The organism is Solirubrobacter soli DSM 22325 (genome assembly GCF_000423665.1).
GTDB classification, from domain to species: domain Bacteria; phylum Actinomycetota; class Thermoleophilia; order Solirubrobacterales; family Solirubrobacteraceae; genus Solirubrobacter; species Solirubrobacter soli.
This window is the reverse complement of record NZ_AUIK01000026.1, coordinates 70,136-85,463: the sequence shown is the minus strand read 5'-3', so window position 1 is coordinate 85,463 and position 15,328 is coordinate 70,136. Positions and strand designations below refer to the sequence as shown.

17 protein-coding genes are annotated in these 15,328 nt (G+C 71.8%); 9 read left to right on the top strand and 8 right to left on the bottom strand.

Annotated features, from left to right (window positions below; genetic code table 11):
* Window positions 1-6 precede the first annotated feature (6 nt).
* Genes G569_RS0121045 through G569_RS0121035 form a run of 3 tightly spaced genes read left to right on the top strand, consistent with a single transcriptional unit; the run spans window position 7 to window position 2,527 of the window.
* Window positions 7-1,380 carry an alkaline phosphatase D family protein gene (locus G569_RS0121045; protein WP_084285307.1) on the top strand — a complete coding sequence of 458 codons (1,374 nt, stop codon included), beginning with the start codon at window positions 7-9 and terminating at the stop codon, window positions 1,378-1,380.
* Between the two features lie 10 nt (window positions 1,381-1,390).
* Complete coding sequence (locus G569_RS0121040) at window positions 1,391-2,137, top strand: hypothetical protein (protein ID WP_028064889.1); 747 nt, start codon at window positions 1,391-1,393, stop codon at window positions 2,135-2,137.
* Window positions 2,138-2,527 (top strand): (R)-mandelonitrile lyase, encoded by a 390-nt coding sequence (locus G569_RS0121035; protein ID WP_028064888.1) that lies wholly within the window; start codon window positions 2,138-2,140, stop codon window positions 2,525-2,527. It abuts the gene before it with no gap.
* Here G569_RS0121035 and G569_RS0121030 read toward each other — a convergent pair.
* Complete coding sequence (locus G569_RS0121030) at window positions 2,515-3,945, bottom strand: DHA2 family efflux MFS transporter permease subunit (protein WP_028064887.1); 1,431 nt, start codon at window positions 3,943-3,945, stop codon at window positions 2,515-2,517. The two genes, G569_RS0121035 and G569_RS0121030, sit on opposite strands and share 13 nt — an antisense overlap.
* A gap of 74 nt (window positions 3,946-4,019) precedes the next feature.
* Here G569_RS0121030 and G569_RS0121025 point away from each other — a divergent pair, with 74 nt between their 5' ends.
* The 5 genes from G569_RS0121025 to G569_RS0121005 are packed head-to-tail and all read left to right on the top strand — an operon-like array spanning window position 4,020 to window position 7,002.
* Entirely contained in the window at window positions 4,020-4,301 is a 282-nt protein-coding gene (locus G569_RS0121025) for a helix-hairpin-helix domain-containing protein (RefSeq protein WP_028064886.1), read from the top strand.
* Window positions 4,276-4,746: a GNAT family N-acetyltransferase gene (locus G569_RS0121020; RefSeq protein ID WP_028064885.1), complete on the top strand. Its 471-nt coding sequence runs from the start codon at window positions 4,276-4,278 to the stop codon at window positions 4,744-4,746. The genes G569_RS0121025 and G569_RS0121020 overlap by 26 nt, the downstream gene beginning before the upstream one ends.
* Entirely contained in the window at window positions 4,743-5,762 is a 1,020-nt protein-coding gene (locus G569_RS0121015; protein ID WP_028064884.1) for a cytochrome P450 family protein, read from the top strand. The genes G569_RS0121020 and G569_RS0121015 overlap by 4 nt, the downstream gene beginning before the upstream one ends.
* A 54-nt stretch (window positions 5,763-5,816) precedes the next feature.
* On the top strand, window positions 5,817-6,416 hold the full coding sequence (locus G569_RS0121010; RefSeq protein ID WP_028064883.1) for a hypothetical protein: 600 nt from the start codon (window positions 5,817-5,819) through the stop codon (window positions 6,414-6,416).
* On the top strand, window positions 6,403-7,002 hold the full coding sequence (locus G569_RS0121005; RefSeq protein WP_037498013.1) for an alpha/beta hydrolase family protein: 600 nt from the start codon (window positions 6,403-6,405) through the stop codon (window positions 7,000-7,002). Before G569_RS0121010 ends, G569_RS0121005 begins: the two co-directional genes overlap by 14 nt.
* Here G569_RS0121005 and G569_RS0121000 read toward each other — a convergent pair.
* Genes G569_RS0121000 through G569_RS0120990 form a run of 3 tightly spaced genes read right to left on the bottom strand, consistent with a single transcriptional unit; the run spans window position 6,970 to window position 8,513 of the window.
* Window positions 6,970-7,374 carry a hypothetical protein gene (locus G569_RS0121000; RefSeq protein ID WP_037498004.1) on the bottom strand — a complete coding sequence of 135 codons (405 nt, stop codon included), beginning with the start codon at window positions 7,372-7,374 and terminating at the stop codon, window positions 6,970-6,972. The two genes, G569_RS0121005 and G569_RS0121000, sit on opposite strands and share 33 nt — an antisense overlap.
* A 41-nt stretch (window positions 7,375-7,415) precedes the next feature.
* A complete protein-coding gene (locus G569_RS0120995) occupies window positions 7,416-7,931 on the bottom strand; it encodes a GNAT family N-acetyltransferase (RefSeq protein WP_028064880.1) in 516 nt (171 codons plus the stop codon).
* A 9-nt stretch (window positions 7,932-7,940) separates the two neighbouring features.
* The gene (locus tag G569_RS0120990) at window positions 7,941-8,513 is read right to left on the bottom strand and encodes a hypothetical protein (protein WP_028064879.1); all 573 of its coding nucleotides are present in this window, start codon (window positions 8,511-8,513) and stop codon (window positions 7,941-7,943) included.
* A gap of 83 nt (window positions 8,514-8,596) precedes the next feature.
* On the opposite strand from G569_RS0120990, the gene G569_RS0120985 reads away from it, so the two are divergent.
* Window positions 8,597-10,081, top strand: coding sequence for a hypothetical protein (locus tag G569_RS0120985; protein WP_028064878.1), 1,485 nt, complete (start codon window positions 8,597-8,599; stop codon window positions 10,079-10,081).
* Here the strand turns inward: G569_RS0120985 and G569_RS0120980 are convergent.
* The 4 genes from G569_RS0120980 to G569_RS50235 are packed head-to-tail and all read right to left on the bottom strand — an operon-like array spanning window position 10,057 to window position 15,313.
* Window positions 10,057-10,836 carry an alpha/beta fold hydrolase gene (locus G569_RS0120980; RefSeq protein ID WP_028064877.1) on the bottom strand — a complete coding sequence of 260 codons (780 nt, stop codon included), beginning with the start codon at window positions 10,834-10,836 and terminating at the stop codon, window positions 10,057-10,059. The genes G569_RS0120985 and G569_RS0120980 overlap by 25 nt on opposite strands.
* A 30-nt stretch (window positions 10,837-10,866) precedes the next feature.
* Complete coding sequence (locus G569_RS0120975) at window positions 10,867-12,738, bottom strand: hypothetical protein (protein ID WP_028064876.1); 1,872 nt, start codon at window positions 12,736-12,738, stop codon at window positions 10,867-10,869.
* Window positions 12,738-14,429 carry an alpha/beta fold hydrolase gene (locus tag G569_RS0120970; protein WP_037498001.1) on the bottom strand — a complete coding sequence of 564 codons (1,692 nt, stop codon included), beginning with the start codon at window positions 14,427-14,429 and terminating at the stop codon, window positions 12,738-12,740. Before G569_RS0120970 ends, G569_RS0120975 begins: the two co-directional genes overlap by 1 nt.
* Before the next feature lie 17 nt (window positions 14,430-14,446).
* Complete coding sequence (locus G569_RS50235; RefSeq protein ID WP_037497999.1) at window positions 14,447-15,313, bottom strand: LysR family transcriptional regulator; 867 nt, start codon at window positions 15,311-15,313, stop codon at window positions 14,447-14,449.
* Window positions 15,314-15,328: the final 15 nt, after the last annotated feature.

Here is a 15,328-nt window from a genome sequence, read left to right as displayed (position 1 = left end):
CGCCAGATGGCGGCAAGCGGCGTATGGGTGACCTGCGGGGCACCGCTCCAGAGCGGCGACGGCTGGCGCGTCTGGTACTCCTGGACCGGGGATGACTTCACGCCCGCCCCGGTGACGGTGCGCACCCCGGACAGGCAACCCCAGCAGAGCACACAGGGTCCGTTGACCCCCATCCAGCCGCCCGGCTCCAAGCGCCGCATGGGGGTGAGCGAGCTCCGCATCGAGCAGGCGACCGCGGGCGCGCTCTATGAGGTGACGATCCCCGAGATCGGCCGCCCGCTGTACTGGCGCACGCTCCCGAGCGGCATCCCCGGCGGCGGCTTCAGCCTCCTGTTCGGCTCCTGCTTCTGGATCAACGACGACCGCGACGGCTTCTACAGCGCCGCCGTCAAGGAGCTCGTCCAGCGCGAGCGCCCGGTGTTCAAGATCCTCGCCGGCGACCAGCTCTACATGGACGTGTGGTCCCCGTTGCCGGACAAGGTGCCCGAGGGCCTGGCCGACAAGTACGAGCGCTACTGGGGCGACGGGCCGTACCTCGAGCTCCTGCAGTCCTGCCCGACCCTGGTCACCTGCGACGACCACGAGTTCTGGAACGACTTCCCCCAGCCGCAGCTGCAGGTCCCGCTCAGCTGGGACCGCTACCAGCCCAAGACCACGGACGCCCTGCGCGAGATCCTCGACGCGTACCAGACCGCGCTGAACCCGGGGGCCAAGCGCTGGTACACGATCGCCGTCGGCCCTGTCAGCTTCTTCGTCGCCGACACGCGCTCCTACCGGACCCGCGACAAGGTCCCCGATGAACGCCTGATGCTCCCGGAGCAGTGGGACGACCTCGAAGCCTGGGCCGCCGGCCTCAAAGGGCCTGGCGTCCTCGTCCTGCCGCAGCCGCTGATGAAGAACGGCGGCTCCAAGACCGACCGCACGCTGCTGGACTTCCAAGAGTCCGCCCGCTTCGGCCCGATCTTCGAGCGTCCGGTGCACGACATCCTGATCCTGACCGGGGACATCCACACCGGTCGCCTCTCGATGGCGAAGATCAACGGTGGGGACGGCCGTTGGATCTACGAGTTCGTCGCCAGCCCGGCCAGCCGCGTCACGCCGTACCTGCCGCCGTGGGGCCAGAAGGCATCCAAGTTGGACACGGCGGTCAGGGTCAACCGTCGCGTCTGGGACGTCCTCCCCCGCGACGAGGTCCCCACGACGACCGACAACAACATCGGGCTGATCCGGATCGCGCAGGGCCGCAACGGCAGCACGCGCTTCACGCTCCAGCTCTGGTGCGTGCGCCCGTACCAGACCGTCCCCGGCCGGATCTTCAAGCGCAAGCCCGCCAAGGGCGCGCAGCCGATTCACGACCCCATCGAACTCGAGCTTCGCTGAGGAGGAGAACGTGCTCCGGCACTCCCAGAGCGACACGCAGAACCCGAACGTCATCGACTGGTCGGACACCCACGCCGGCGGCGACAACGCGACGTTCTTCAAGGACGCGATCGATGACCTCGGCGGCGCCCTCGGCCTGATCGGCCTGGTGGGAAGCAGCGACCTCCCCGGCGTCGCGCTGCGGCGGGCGCAGAGCATCCTGCGCTGGGACCGGCGCCCGAGCCTGTGGTCGCACGCCTTCCTGCTGGTCGGCGGGAACGAGCTGCGCGAGGTCGCCCTCCACAGCCGCGCCGGGCACTTCCCCGAGCCGGCCGACAACGCGATCACCGAGGCGACGCTCGAGCACTACGGCGACAAGCGGCGCGACCCGAACATCGCGCTCCTCAGCGTGAAGATGGACGCCGAGGAGGCCGCGCGCGTCGTCGCGCGCGCCACCGAGACCCCCAACCTCGAGCGCCTGCGCTTCGACCTGTTCGAGACGCTCGGCTTCTGGCAGGCGTACCTGTGGACGCGGGGCACGCCGAACCCGCTCGAGAACGGCATCCCCAACCACTCGTCAGCGATGGTCGAGTACTGCTTCGAGGAGATCCAGCTCGACCTCACGCCCGGTGCCAACGACCGCAGCTCGGCGCCCGAGCACGTGTGGAACGGGGCGCGCTGGTGGAGTGAGGCGTTCGGCGAGTTCGACCGCCCGATCGCCGGGCGCTACCTGATCCGCGACCCGCATTGCGCGGTGCTGGGGCCGGGGGAGCTCTAGGTGGAGGTCATCCGCCGCCGGCCCGACACCAAGCGCGGGCCCAGCGATTGGTTCACCGGCGACGTCTACCTCGACGAGATCTCACCGGGCCCGCACGTGAAGCTGCTCAGCGTGCACTTCACGCCGGGTGCGCGCACCGCCTGGCACGCGCACCCGTTCGGGCAGACCATCCACGTGACCGAGGGCGCCGGGATCTTCCAGGTCGCGGGCGAGCCGCCGCAGCCGCTGCGCGCCGGCGACACCGTGCGCTTCGACCCCAACGAGGTCCACTGGCACGGCGCCGACCCGGCGACGTTCATGACGCATCTGGCGATGCAGGAGCTCGCGGACGACGGGACCGACGCCGTGTGGGGACCCCACGTGACCGACGAGGAGTACTACCCGGCATGAGCCGGGACCGCGGCCGGGGCGGACGCCTCGCGCGGGACCCGCAGCACGACCAGCGAGACGACCACGGCGACGGCCAGCGCGCCCGCGCCGATCAGGTACGCGAGGTGGTAGCCGCTGTTGATCGCCGCGGCGTCGGTCGCGCCACCGGTGCGCTCGGACGCCAGCGTGGCGAGCACGGCCAGGCCGATGGCGCCGCCGACCTGCACGGTCGTGTTGATCAGACCCGAGGCCAAGCCGGAGTCCTGCGGCGTGGCGCCCGACATCGCCAGCGTCATCACCGCCGGCATCGACATGCCCATGCCGAGGCCGATCAGGATCGTCGCGGGCAGGATGTCGGTGACGAAGGTCCCGTCCACCGGCGTGCGGGCGAACAGCAGGAGGCCCGCGATCGTCGACACAAGCGCGGGAACGAGAATCCGCTGCGGGCCGAAACGCATCATCAGCGGCTGCGAGGCGCGCAGCGACACGATGCCCATGACGACCGTGCTCGGGAGGAAGGCGAGGCCCACCTCGAGCGGCTCGTAGCCGAGGATCTTCTGCAGGTACAGCGCGCCGAGGAAGAACAGGCCGAACATGCCGATCACGATCATCGCCATCACCACGTTCGAGCCGGTGACGTTGCGCGAGCGGAACAGGCGCAGCGGCATCAGCGGGTTCTCGATCCGCGTCTGGCGCACGAGGAACGCGCCGACCAGGGCCGCGGCGATGGCGCCGAGGCCGAGCGTGCGCTGCGAGGTCCAGCCGTGCTCGGTGATGCCGAGGATCGTGTACACGCCGAGCATCACGCCCGCGGTCAGCAGGAACGCGCCCGGGATGTCGGCGCCCGCGCCGACGCCGATGCCCGGCTTGGGCTCGATCAGCCGCAGCGCCAGCAGCCCGGTGGCGATGCCGATCGGCAGGTTGATGAAGAAGATCCAGTGCCAGCTGATGAGGTCGGTCAGGACACCGCCGGAGAGCAGGCCGATCGACCCGCCCGCGGAGGCGACGAACCCGTAGACGCCGAGCGCCTTCGCCTGCTCGCGCGGCTGCGGGAACATGGTCACGATCATGCCGAGGACCACGGCGCTGGTCAGCGCGCCGCCGACGCCCTGGACGAAACGAGCGACGATCAGCATCTCCTGCGTCTGCGCGAGCGCGCACACGGCGGAGGCGGCGGTGAAGACCGTCAAGCCGATCAGGAAGATCCGCCGCTGCCCGATCAGGTCGCCCATGCGCCCGGCGAGGAGCAGCAGCCCGCCGAAGGCGATCAGGTACGCGTTGACCACCCAGGCCAGGTTGCTGGCTGAAAACCCGAGGTCGTCCTGGATCGACGGGAGAGCGACGTTCACGATCGTCGCGTCGAGCACGATCATCAGCACGCCGGCGCACAGCACGTACAGCGCTGCCCAGCGGTTGCGGTCTGTCTGCGTGGAGGTCATGCCCCTATGACCAGGACCGCTCCGAAAACTCATCGGTCCGATTCGTTCAAGACGCCCGCGCGACACTTACGGGCATGGGCGAACTGACCGACATGCCGAACATCGGGCCGAAGGTCGCCGCCAAGCTGCGGCGGCTCGACATCGACGCGCAGGAGGACCTTGAGGGCCAGGACGGCGAGGAGCTGTTCGAACGGTTGTGCGCGATGGACGGCCGCCGTCACGACCCGTGCCTGCTCGACACCTTCGTGGCCGCGGTCGACTACGCCAACGGCGCCCCGGCGCGGCCGTGGTGGGAGTACTCGCGCGAGCGGCTTGCGCGAGAATCCGCGCATGGAAGTACGGCCCAGCCGGCCTGAGGACGGCGTCGAGACGTTCCTGGCGGAGCGCAACGCCGACCGCGTCGCGCGGCTCGGCGCGCTCGAGGACGCCGTGTCGCGGCCGCATCTGGTCGCGGAGTACGCGGACGGGACGCTCGCGGGCGTCCTCACCTACGTGATCCGCGGCGAGGAGTGCGAGGTGCTGACCCTGAACGCCGTGCACCGCCATCGCGGCACGGGCACCGCCTTGATAGCGGCGGTCGAGGCGCTCGCCCACGAGGCGGGCTGCACCCGCCTGTGGCTGATCACGACCAACGACAACGTCGACGCGTTGCGCTTCTACCAGCGGCGCGGCTTCCGCCTCGCCAAGCTCCACGCGGGGGCGGTCGACGACGCCCGCGCGCGCCTGAAGCCGGGCATCCCGAGGTTCGGCGACCACGGCATCGCGCTACGGGACGAGATCGAGCTCGAACGCGTGCCGTGATCCGCCGGCACGAGACGCTCGACGGCTGGGTGATCGGCGACGCGCCCACGGCCCTGGCCGTGCTGCGCGACCCGGCGACCTGGAGCTCGGACCGCTTCGACGGGCCGCGGCCCGCGGAGTACGCGGCCTGGATCTCCGAGCTCGAGGCCGAGGAGGGCATCAAGGAGCTGCTGGAGCTGACGCCGCAGGCGCTGATCGGCCTCGACCCACCGCGCCATACGCGCATGCGGGCGGTGCTGCGGCGCTCGTTCGCGCCCGGCGCGGTCGAAGCGTTGCGGCCGATCGTCGCCGAGGAGGTCGACGCCGCCCTCGGCGCGATCCTCACCGGCGAGCCGGTCGACGTCGTGCCGGCGTTCACCCGCCCGGTGCCGTTCCGCGTCGTCGCCCGCCTGCTCGGGCTGCCGCGCGAGCACTGGGCGGAGCTCGAGGCACTGGCCCACGCCGCCAGCACCGACGACACCGCCGCCGAGGACTTCGCGACGCTGCGCGGGCGGCTGCTGGCCGAGCGCGACGTGATGCGGTTCTTCCTCGCCCACCTCGACATGCCGGTCCTGCGCGAAGCGGTCGACGAAGCGACGATCACGCCGCGCGAAGCCGCCGGCCTGTGCCGGGAGATCCTCGTCGCCGGCTCGGACTCGGTCGGCCACCTGCTGGCGGGCGCGCTGCTCGAACTCGCGCGCAGCGGCACCGTGTCCGTGGAGGAGCGGCTCGCGCTGGAGCCGCCGTTCGCGGCATTCTGGCGGCGCGCCACGCGCGACACCGCGCTGGACGGGGTGACGATCCCCTCCGGCGGACTGGTCCAGCTCCCCTACGCCCAGCTCAACCACACCGCCGCCCGCCATCTGAGCTTCGGGCACGGCGTCCATTTCTGCCTCGGCGCCGCGCTCGCGCGGCTGGAGGCCGAGGTGGCGCTGACCGCGCTGCGCGGCGTCACGATCGAGGTCGCCGGCCCGATCGAGCGGCTGGCGTCGCCCGACGTCAACGGCTACCGCCGGCTCGTCCTGAAGTTCACTTGAGAATCGACTTCGGTAGGGGGTCGCGACCCGCGGCGGCACGTACCTTCGCCGCCGATGCCCGCGGCGTTCTCCACCCACCACCGAGGTCGACGGATCGAGGTCGTGCCCGACTCCCTGTGGGAGCGCGACCGGATCCGCCTGCTGGTCGACGGCGAGACGGTCGACGAGACGAGGGCCCACGGCCCCAAGACGCGCCTCACCGGCGAGGACTTCGAGATCCGGGCCGTGACCCCGCTGTGGGGCGGGAGCGTCACCCGCGCCGAGCTCGTGCCGCAGGACGGCGGGGAGCCGATCGCGCTCGAGCCCGAACCGGGCACCCGCGCGGCGCGACGGGCGCGATTCGCCCGCGAGCACCCGCGCTGGTACGCCGCCCGCTACGTCGTCAAGGGCGCCGCGCAGGTCGCGCTCGCGCTGATCGGCCTGACGTTCCTCTTCAGCCTGATCCCGGACATCACGATCGACATCGATCTGCCGCACATCGACCTGCCGGACATCCCGTGGCCGCACGTCGACCTCCCCGAGATCCCCGCCTGGGTTCGCGAGGTGCTGCAGTCCAAGAAGTATTGGCTGCCGATCGTGATCGGGCTCTTCCTCGCCAATGCTGAGCTCAAGCGGCGACGCAATAAGGTGACGCGCGACGATGATCGAGCTTGAGACCCCACATGGCCCCGCGCGCGCCCACGTCAACGAGGCCGAGGCGCCCGTGGGGGTGCTGGTGCTCGGACACGGCGCGGGTGGTGGCGTCGGTGCACCGGACCTGAAGGCCGCGACCGAGGCGGCGCTCGCGGTCAACGTGACGACGATCCTGGTCGAGCAGCCCTACCGCGTCGCCGGCCGCAAGTCCGCCGCGCCCGCCGCGCAACTCGACACGGCATGGAAGGCCGTCATCGAGCAACTGCCGATCGAGGGGCTGCCGCTCTACGTCGGCGGGCGTTCCTCGGGGGCGCGAGTCGCCTGCCGGACGAGCGGTGCGGTCGGCGCGACCGGCGTGCTCTGCCTGGCGTTCCCGCTGCACCCGCCCGGGCGCCCGGAGAAGACGCGTCTCCCCGAGCTCGAGCAGGTGACCGTGCCGGTGCTGATCATCCAGGGCGAGAGCGACCCGTTCGGGATGCCGCCGGAGGCGCCGAACCGCACCGTCGTCCGCCTGAAGGGCAACCACAGCCTGAAGTCCGACGTGCGTGGGCTGCGCGCGGCGGTGACGAGCTTCCTAGCGGGAAGCGACGACGACGCCGTCGATTAGCCGCGCGCAGGTCACGCGAGCGCGAGCGGGTGCGAGCAGCAACTCGTCGAGGACGCCCTGCAGCGTGCGCGCGGACGCCGGCTGCAAACGCGACGGGCGCACCGAGACCGAGCAGATCAGCCGCACGTAGGCCGTGCCGCGCTGGTGCGCGACGCGCTCGACGCCGAAGGAGTCCACGTGGTAGCCCTCGTCCTCGAGCGTCGCGTGCTCGTGACGATGCTCGCGGTCGCCCAAGAGCTCCGCGGCCCAGTCGGTGTCAGCGCGGTGCGCGCGGACGCAATCGACCGCCCAGACACCCACGACCTCGGCGTGCCGCACGATGCGATCGCGCAGCTCGGTGACGGGGCCTGCGGGTACAGCGGTCACAGACATGTGACTCTCCTCTCCGCAACAGGGTATGCCCGCGATGCCGCTCAGGTATTCATAAGCCGGTAGAGCACGTGGTCGCCGAAGGTCTTGTACGGAGCCGTCTTCTCGTACGTGAAACCGAGCTTCTCCATGACCCGCCGCGACGCACCGTTATGCGGGAGCGTGTAGGCGACCACATCGGGCGCCTTCAAGCGCGTGAAGGCGACTTCGACCATGGCGCGTCCGAGTTCGGACGCGAAGCCCTCGCCCCAGCGCTCGGGCGTCGTCGTCCAGCCGACTTCGAGCACCGGCTCGCCGTCGAAGACGGCGTTCGACAGGCCGCCGCGCGCGATCGGCTCACCGGTCGAGCGCTCGAACCACATCAGGTAGCCGAAGCCATGCTCGGACCAGTGCGCGTCGACGGCCGCGGTGGTCTGCTCGACGGTCTCGCGTGACCAGACGCCGCCCATCGTCGCGCCGACCCGCGGGTCGCCGAAGATGACCTCCAGCGCGTCGTTGTGCCGGGGCCCGAGGCGCTCGCCACGGAGGCGTTCCGTGGTGATCTCCTCGAGCCCGGCCATGGCTTCAGGCTACTGGTAGATCGAGGTGTCGAACGTCACCTCGTCGCCCCAGAAGGTCGTCGCGGCGTTCCCGACGCGGCGCTCGATGCGCACGATGTGCGGACCGTCGCCGACGCGCTTGACCCACTCGTACGCGTGAGCGGAAGCCGTCGCGTCCTCGGAGTCCATCGCCTGGAAGCCGGCGCCGTTCGGGTCCATCGGCGCGCCGTCGATCAGGGCGCGGACGTAGCAGAAGTCGTTCCCCGCGAAGCCCGAGCAAGCGGTCTCGGCGGTCAGAAGGACCTTCACGCAGCGCGTCTGGCCGTCCGGGACGGCGAATTGCGTGGCCAGGCCGTTCCACTGCTCGAACTCGACCGAGTTGGTCGTCGTCGGCGAGGCGTCGGTCTTGACGATGCTGTTCACGTTCGGTCCGCACGCCGTCGTCTGGACGTTCGGGCCGGCAGGCTGCGGCGGACCGCCGTCGGGCGGCGGGCCGGGGATCACCTGCGCGAGCGCGATGCCGGCGGTCGCGGCGAGGGTGGCGGCGGCGCCGCCGATGCCGATCGCGAGCTTGCGGCGGGTGGTGCGGGGACGAGGCAACATGCCTTCCTCCGAGGGAGTGGGTGGGGGGATCGAAAGGGAGGACCCCGCCCACCCGGCGAAGGTTGGCCGGTTAGGGTCCGCGGATGCGCAACGTGATCCGCCGTCTGATGGGCAAGCCCGTTCAGCTCTCCCCCAGGCAGGAGGAGAAGATGGCGCGGATGTACGCGCGGGCCGAGCAGCAGTCCGCCAAGCAGGAGGCCGAGGCGGCGAAGGCGCGCGCGGAGTACGAGGCGTTCATGACGTCGCAGGGGCTCGAGGTGCAGCCGGCCCCGAACACCGCGGCGCCGACGAGCCTGCGCGAGATCGGCGGGCTCTTCAAGCAGTCGCTGGAGGACTTCAAGGACGCGATCGGCGAGACGTTCGACGATCGCCGCGACGTGCTCGACCCAGGCGACGCGGACCTCAACAAGCCGCCCGCCGAGGTCGAGGACCCGGCTGAGCGCGAGCGGATCATGGCCGTCGAGCGCGCGGATCGCGACCGCGCCCGCGGGCCGTTCTGCGCGCCGGTCGTCCCGGAGCTCGCCTTCACCCGCTTCGCGACCACGGGCAAGCTGCAGCTGGCCGACGTCGAGGCGGCGCTGCGCGAGGCCGGTCTGGCGGCCCATCCGGAGCGCGTCTACGGCGTCTACCGGGTCCCGACCCGCTACGAGCTCCGGCGCAAGAAGGAGGGCGACGTGCGCGTGGAGTGGGAGATCGCGCACATGCCGGGCACGCTCCCGCCCGCGACCGACGGGGTGCTGGCCGCGGGGTTCAAGCGCTCCGACCACTGGGCGGCGCGGCGACCGGGCGAGCCGTCGGTGCTCGACGAGGACGTCGCCGGTGCGCTCGTCAGCCGGGCCGGGATCGCGCCCGAGGACTGCTTCGGTCTGCACCGCCTGCTCAACGTGCGCGGCAGCGACATGGAGGACGGCATCAACTGGACCCCGGTCGTCGAGGGCGTTCTGCTGTTCACCCGGCCGTCGGAGCCGGTCGCGGCGGCGCAGCGGGCCATGACGGCCGAGGCACCGCTGCGGGTCGACCCGCCGCCGTTCCACGTCGAGATCCTCGACTGGGAGGCGGTCGCCGCGTGGGTCTCACCGCACCGCTACGGTCCGCAGCGGGTCCCCTCGCCGCTCCCGCACCTGCCGAGCACCTGGCAGGAGCTGATCGGGGCGTACCTGCAGGTGGTGGGCGTGCGCAGCGACGACACGTACGGCGTGCAGGTCACGCGCGCCGGCGACGACCGCTCGCTCGCCGATCTCTCGCTGGCGAGCTTCTCGAAGAACCTCCGCGGCGCACGCAACGAGATGCACGTGGGCCAGCACGTCGTGATCGCCTATCGCGACCGTCCCGAGTACGTCGCCGGCCGCGGGCGCTGGCGCCTCTACCAGGACGAGGTCCTGCGCGCGCGGCTGGACCACCTGACCGGCGTGCGCAGGCCGATCGAGGTCGACGACCACCCGCGCCAGTCGTTCCTCTCCGAGGTCTTCGACATGTTCGACCCGTTCGGCGCCTCCGCGCTCCCGCAGGTCTTCCACCGCAACGCGCTGCCGAGCCTCGGGCCCTACTGCGGGGAGCTCGAGGACTGAAGGAAGCCCTCGATCACCGGGGCGAGCAACGGTGACTCGAGCATGTTGTAGTGGTTGCGACCGGGCAGGATCGCGAGCTGGTTGGCGGGCTGCTTGGAGCCGTCCCAGCCGGCGTCGGCGAGCCCGCCGCCGAGCAGGCCGTAGAACTCGGCGATGTGGTCGGGGCGGATCGAGTCCGCGTCGGCGAACACGAGCAGCGTGCGGGGCTTGAGGCCGCGGATCTCGTCGGTCCAGTCGAAGTCCTGCTTGATCGCGTCGGCGGTCTTGCCGATCAGCGTGCCCCAGTTGTCCGGGTCGGGCGCGTTGGCCGCGTAGAACTGCCCGGGCGGCGACGGCTTGATGAACTCGGCGGCCTCGGCGGACATGCCGTCCATCGCGGCGATCACCTCAGGGTGGTTGCCGGAGCGCTTGATCGCCACCGAGATGACGATCAGGTTGTCCACCCGCTCGGGGTGCTGGAGCGCGAGCCGGACCGCCACCTTGCCGCCGAGCGAGTAGCCCAGCAGGTCGAACCGGTCGGGGAGGATCCCCGCGACGTCGTCGGCCATCTTGGAGACGTCGAACGGCCGGTCCACGTCCGCGGTGCGCCCGTGCCCCTGCAGGTCGACGGTGATCACGCGCCGGCCTTTCAGCGCGGGCCTGAGCGCGGCGAACATCTCGCCTGACCCGATCCCACCGTGCAGCAGGACGAGCGGCGCGCCCTCGCCCTGCTCCTCGTAGTAGAAGTCGATCCCGTTGCTCGTGGCGTAGCTCATGCCGCGTCTAACGTTGACGGCTCGCGAAACTCATCGCACGGGCGTCACGATCCGCTCGCGGGTGGCGCCGAAGGCGTAGAGGGTCACGTACCGCACGCCGGCGGCCGGCCTGAGCGTCAACGAGAACGACCGGTGGTCGCGGGACGTGCCGGTCCAGCCTTCGACGAGCGGCTCCTCGAAGCGCGAGCGGGTCGCGGTACCGACCGCCGGGAACGTGACGTCTTCCTGCGGCTGGGACATCCTGAACCGCACGCGGATCGCGTTGCCGTCCCGGGTGACGCGCAGGTTCGTGACCCGCGTCGGCGGCTCGTGGTGCAGGCCTGTGCGCGCGATGCGGAAGGAGATCGTCCGCTGCTCCTGCCGGGTGCCGCCGATCGCCCTGGCCGACACGCGCACGCGGACGCGGCCCTCGCGGTTGCGGTCCACGTCGTCGAAGAGCGGTCGCATGGACAGCGTCCCGGTTCCGGCCTTGTCGAGGTCGAGGTCGGCCCACCCCTCGACGATCCCGCTCGCCTCGGCGACGAGCTCGCACGGGCGGTCGCACTCGACCGGGATCCGTAGGGCGGCACGCTCGCCGCGGAGGGTGCGCTCGGCGGGCGCGCGGACCCGCAGCCGCGGCAGCGCCGGCTCCTCGTGCGTGGCTCCATCCGCGGCCAGACGGAGGCGGAGACGGCCTCGTTCGTAGCGATCGATCCAGGCCAGCGCGGGCGCGCCGTCGGCGAGGAAGAGCGGGATCGGGTTCCCCATCGGCCAAGGTGCGCCTCCGATCGACCGGACCTCCGGCCGCTCGCCGGCGGTCCCGAACGTGGCCAGATTGACCTTGTCGGCACGGGGCCAGGTCAGGGTGGCGCGGCCGTCGGGGCCGAGCGCGGTGGCGATGTCCGCGCCGCCGAACTCCCAGTGCCCGGGGCCGCCGCTGATGCCGCCGAAGAGGTCGTTGAGGAACATGTCGTCGAGCATGCGGCGATTGCCGGCGGCGAGCGTGACGGGCGCCGAGAACGCGCCGCCGGCCGGTCTCGAGATGACGTGGACGCCGCCGAGGGCGATGCCCGTCCACGCGATCACGGCACGGCCGTTCGACCCGAGCACGGCGCGGGTCTTGACCGCGACCGGGTCGTGGGCGTCCGCGATGACGGTGGGCGCGCCGAACGTCGTGCCCGGAGCCCGCTCGGCCACCTGCACCGACGCGCCGTCCGAGAAGGCGACGAGCGCGTGCCCGTCGGCCGCGACCGCGAGCGACGCCGCGCCGCGGCGGTTGAGCCGTGCCAGCGTGGTGGCGGGACCGGCGGCCGTCGCGACCTTGACATCGACGGTGTTGCGCGGCTGCGCGTTCGGGCGCGTCCACATGACGGCGACGTCGCCGTCGCCACCGATGCCGGAAGCGATCGTCCCGCTCGTGCCGGAGTACGGGCCGTCGAGCACCTCCGGCGCCCCGAACGTCCCGCCAGGCGCGCGGCGGACCATGCTCACCTGGACGCGGTTCCTGCCGGAGCGCTCGATCCAGGCCACGACCGTGTCGCCGCGCTCCGACACCGCGGCGGTGATGCCGACGACCTGCGTGCTGTCGTCCGCGAGCTCCACCGGCTGGCTCCATGGGCCGCCGGGATCGCGCGTCGTGGCGATCGGGACGCCGCCCCGGTCGACGCAACACGCCATGACGCCCGCTCCGCTCGCGGTCGTCGCCACGACGGGACATCCGCTCTCGAGCTCGACCAGCGCACCCGGCGCGATGCCGCCACGGCTCGCAGTGAGCAGGCGCACGCCGGTCCGCTCGACGGTGAAGAGCTCGCCGGGAGCGCCGGCGGGTCGCGTGCACTCCGCGCGATCGGACTGCACCGTGGACGGTGGGGCGTCACCGAACGGGGCGGCGACAGCCGCCGCCGTCAGGATCGTCGCCAGCATCAGGACGCCTTGAAGGCGCGGAGCTTCACGGTGGCGTTGCGCTTGCCCCGCAGGTGCAGGGTCCCGTTGCCGGACGCGGTCAGCTTGCCGGAGACCCGCAGGCCGGTGAACAGGGAGACGTTGCGCAGGTCCAGAGCGCCGCGGCGGGCGAGGGCGGAGCCGCCGCGCATGCCGGGCAGGGTCACGCGCGAGGGCGGGTCGTCGTCGCCGGCGTTCACGACGTCGAGGTCATGCCGGACCCCGGCGACGGTCTGCTCGACGGCCTTGGCCGGGGTGCCCTTGAAGATCGCGGGGAAGTACGCGCCGGCGGTCACGAGCGGCTTGGTCGGGCACGGCGCGACGGGCTGGCCCGCCAGGAACGCGGCGGCGCCGTTGACGGCGCACTTGCTCTCGTCGGTGGTCAGCACCGAGTGGCCGATGTGGGGGACGTCGAGCACGGTCGCGTGCGGGTAGGCGGCGGCGACGGCCTGGGCGCCCTCGAGCGGCGTGCGGATGTCGTCGCGGCCGGACAGCACGAGCACCGGGACGTCCGGCGCGGTCGCGGGCGCCGGCTCGGGGAGCGGCGTCGCCGGCCACTTCAGGCACTCGGGGGAGGCGCCCATCGCGTTCACGACCGACGGCTTGAACGGTGCGAAGGGGCGTGAGCCGAGCTTGGCGAGGTAGTCCTTCGTCGCGGCTTTGCGGGTCGACGGCGCCGACGTGGGCGACCACGGCAGTTGCGCCTCGAGACAGGCGGTCGCGAGGAAGCGCGAGATGCTGTACTCGTCGTCGTCGGACTGCAGGCCGTGGCGGATCAGGCTGAATTGGTCCACGCCCGTCATCCGCAGGAAGATGTGGGCGAACGGGGCCGCGTCGCCGTGCGCGAGCGAGCTCAGCACGGCGGGCAGGTCGGCGCGCAGCAGCGGCTCGAAGTCCGACGAGCGCATCACGAGCAGGATGTCGCTCTCCTTCACGCGCGCGGACTCGCGTCCGATGCGGATGCGCACGTTGCTCTCGCGCACCCGCTTGACCGCGGCGAACAGCGCCGCGCCGGCGTCCTTGACGGTGCCGGCGCACGGGCCGCCGTCGCCGCAGATCTCGCGCAGGATGCGCGGCATCGCGGCGATGCCGCCGAGCGCGTCGAAGTCGATCGGCTCGACGCCCACCGGCGAGTCGAGGATCACCGACGCCGTGCTCGCCGGGAACCGGCGCGCGTACTCGTTGGCGACCTTGGTGCCGTAGGAGACGCCGAGCGGCGTGATCTTCTCCAGCCCGAGCGCCTTGCGCAGGTCGTCGAGGTCCTTCGCGGTCTCCACCGTGGTCAGGAACGGGCGCTTGGCCCCGAGCTTCTTCGCGCACGCCTGCACCGAGCGCGAGTTGTTGCAGTCGACGGCGCCGGAGCGGCCGGTGCCGCGCTGGTCGACCATCACGACGTCGTTGTTGGTGCGCAGGGGTGCCAGCTCGCGGCGGACGAGGCCGGTGTAGACCACCGCCGACTCGCCGGGGCCGCCGCTCAGGAAGAAGATCGTGCCGGTCTTCGGGCCGGTGGCCGGAAGGACGGCGTAGCCGATCGGCAGCGTGCCGGGCGTCGCGCCCGTGTGATCGAGCGGCACAGTGATCGAGCCGCAGCGTGCCTGATACGGGCACGTCGCGGCGGCGGCGGGGGCGGCGAGCGCCGCGAAAAGGGTCAGACCAATGATGAGGAGACGCAAAGCGTGGCGGAGGGTACTCATCCGCGCGCTCCCGCGACCAGCGCCTGGACGGATGGACGGGCTGCATCGGCCTCGCGGACCACCGCCAGGATCCGTCTTTTCACACCGGTGGGCTTCAGGACGACCCCGGGATGGTGTTGCGGGATCGCCAATCCCGGCACGAGCGCGACCGCGAGCCCGTGGGCGACGAGCGCGAGGCTGACCGTCGCGTCGTTGGTCCGGTGGCGGATGTCGGGCTCGAAGGCGCCGAGCTCGCGGCACGCGCGTCGCGTCATCTCCTCCCAGGCCATGCCGGGGTGGCCGGTCGTCCAGGGCTCGTGGGCGAGGTCCTCGAAGCTCGCGTGTTCGAGTCGCTCAGGGAGCGCCACGTGGACGGGGTCGTCGAACAGCTCCTGGCGTTCGAGGCCGGGCGGGAGGCGCAGCGGCTGGTGCTGCCACTCGTCGCCGAGCACTAGGTCGAGGTCGCCGAGCGCGAGGGCGGGCAGTGCCTGCTCGGGCTCGGCCTCGATCAACTCGGTGCGCAGGCGGGGTGCCTCGTGCTTGAGCCGCTCCATCATCGGTATCGCGAGCGTAAGCGCGACCGACTGGAACGTGGCGATTCTTGCGCGCCCGACGACCGTCCCCGCCGCGGCGGCGAGGTCCGCCTCGGCTCTGGCCGCACGGTCCAGGAGTGCGGTGGCGTGCTCGACGAGGACCAGCGCCGGGTCGGTCAGCCGCACCCCGCGGCCTGCCTTCTGCAGCAGCGTGACGTTCGTCTCGCGCTCGAGCATCGCCAGTTGCTGGGAGACCGCGGACGGCGTGAACTGCAGCGCGTCGGCCACCGCGGCGATCGTCCCCCGCTCGTGGAGCTCCTTGAGAAGACGCAGTCGCCGCAGGTCGAGCATGTAGCAAAACTACCG

Coding starts and splice junctions, on each gene's coding strand:
- G569_RS0121000 (WP_037498004.1), bottom strand. CDS start 7,374: ATGTCTGTGACCGCTGTACCCGCAGGCCCCGTCACCGAGCTGCGCGAT.
- G569_RS0121010 (WP_028064883.1), top strand. CDS start 5,817: ATGCCCGCGGCGTTCTCCACCCACCACCGAGGTCGACGGATCGAGGTC.
- G569_RS0121030 (WP_028064887.1), bottom strand. CDS start 3,945: ATGACCTCCACGCAGACAGACCGCAACCGCTGGGCAGCGCTGTACGTG.
- G569_RS0120975 (WP_028064876.1), bottom strand. CDS start 12,738: ATGCTGGCGACGATCCTGACGGCGGCGGCTGTCGCCGCCCCGTTCGGT.
- G569_RS0121045 (WP_084285307.1), top strand. CDS start 7: ATGGCGGCAAGCGGCGTATGGGTGACCTGCGGGGCACCGCTCCAGAGC.
- G569_RS0120995 (WP_028064880.1), bottom strand. CDS start 7,931: ATGGCCGGGCTCGAGGAGATCACCACGGAACGCCTCCGTGGCGAGCGC.
- G569_RS50235 (WP_037497999.1), bottom strand. CDS start 15,313: ATGCTCGACCTGCGGCGACTGCGTCTTCTCAAGGAGCTCCACGAGCGG.
- G569_RS0121025 (WP_028064886.1), top strand. CDS start 4,020: ATGGGCGAACTGACCGACATGCCGAACATCGGGCCGAAGGTCGCCGCC.
- G569_RS0120990 (WP_028064879.1), bottom strand. CDS start 8,513: ATGTTGCCTCGTCCCCGCACCACCCGCCGCAAGCTCGCGATCGGCATC.
- G569_RS0121005 (WP_037498013.1), top strand. CDS start 6,403: ATGATCGAGCTTGAGACCCCACATGGCCCCGCGCGCGCCCACGTCAAC.
- G569_RS0120985 (WP_028064878.1), top strand. CDS start 8,597: ATGCGCAACGTGATCCGCCGTCTGATGGGCAAGCCCGTTCAGCTCTCC.
- G569_RS0121020 (WP_028064885.1), top strand. CDS start 4,276: ATGGAAGTACGGCCCAGCCGGCCTGAGGACGGCGTCGAGACGTTCCTG.
- G569_RS0120980 (WP_028064877.1), bottom strand. CDS start 10,836: ATGAGCTACGCCACGAGCAACGGGATCGACTTCTACTACGAGGAGCAG.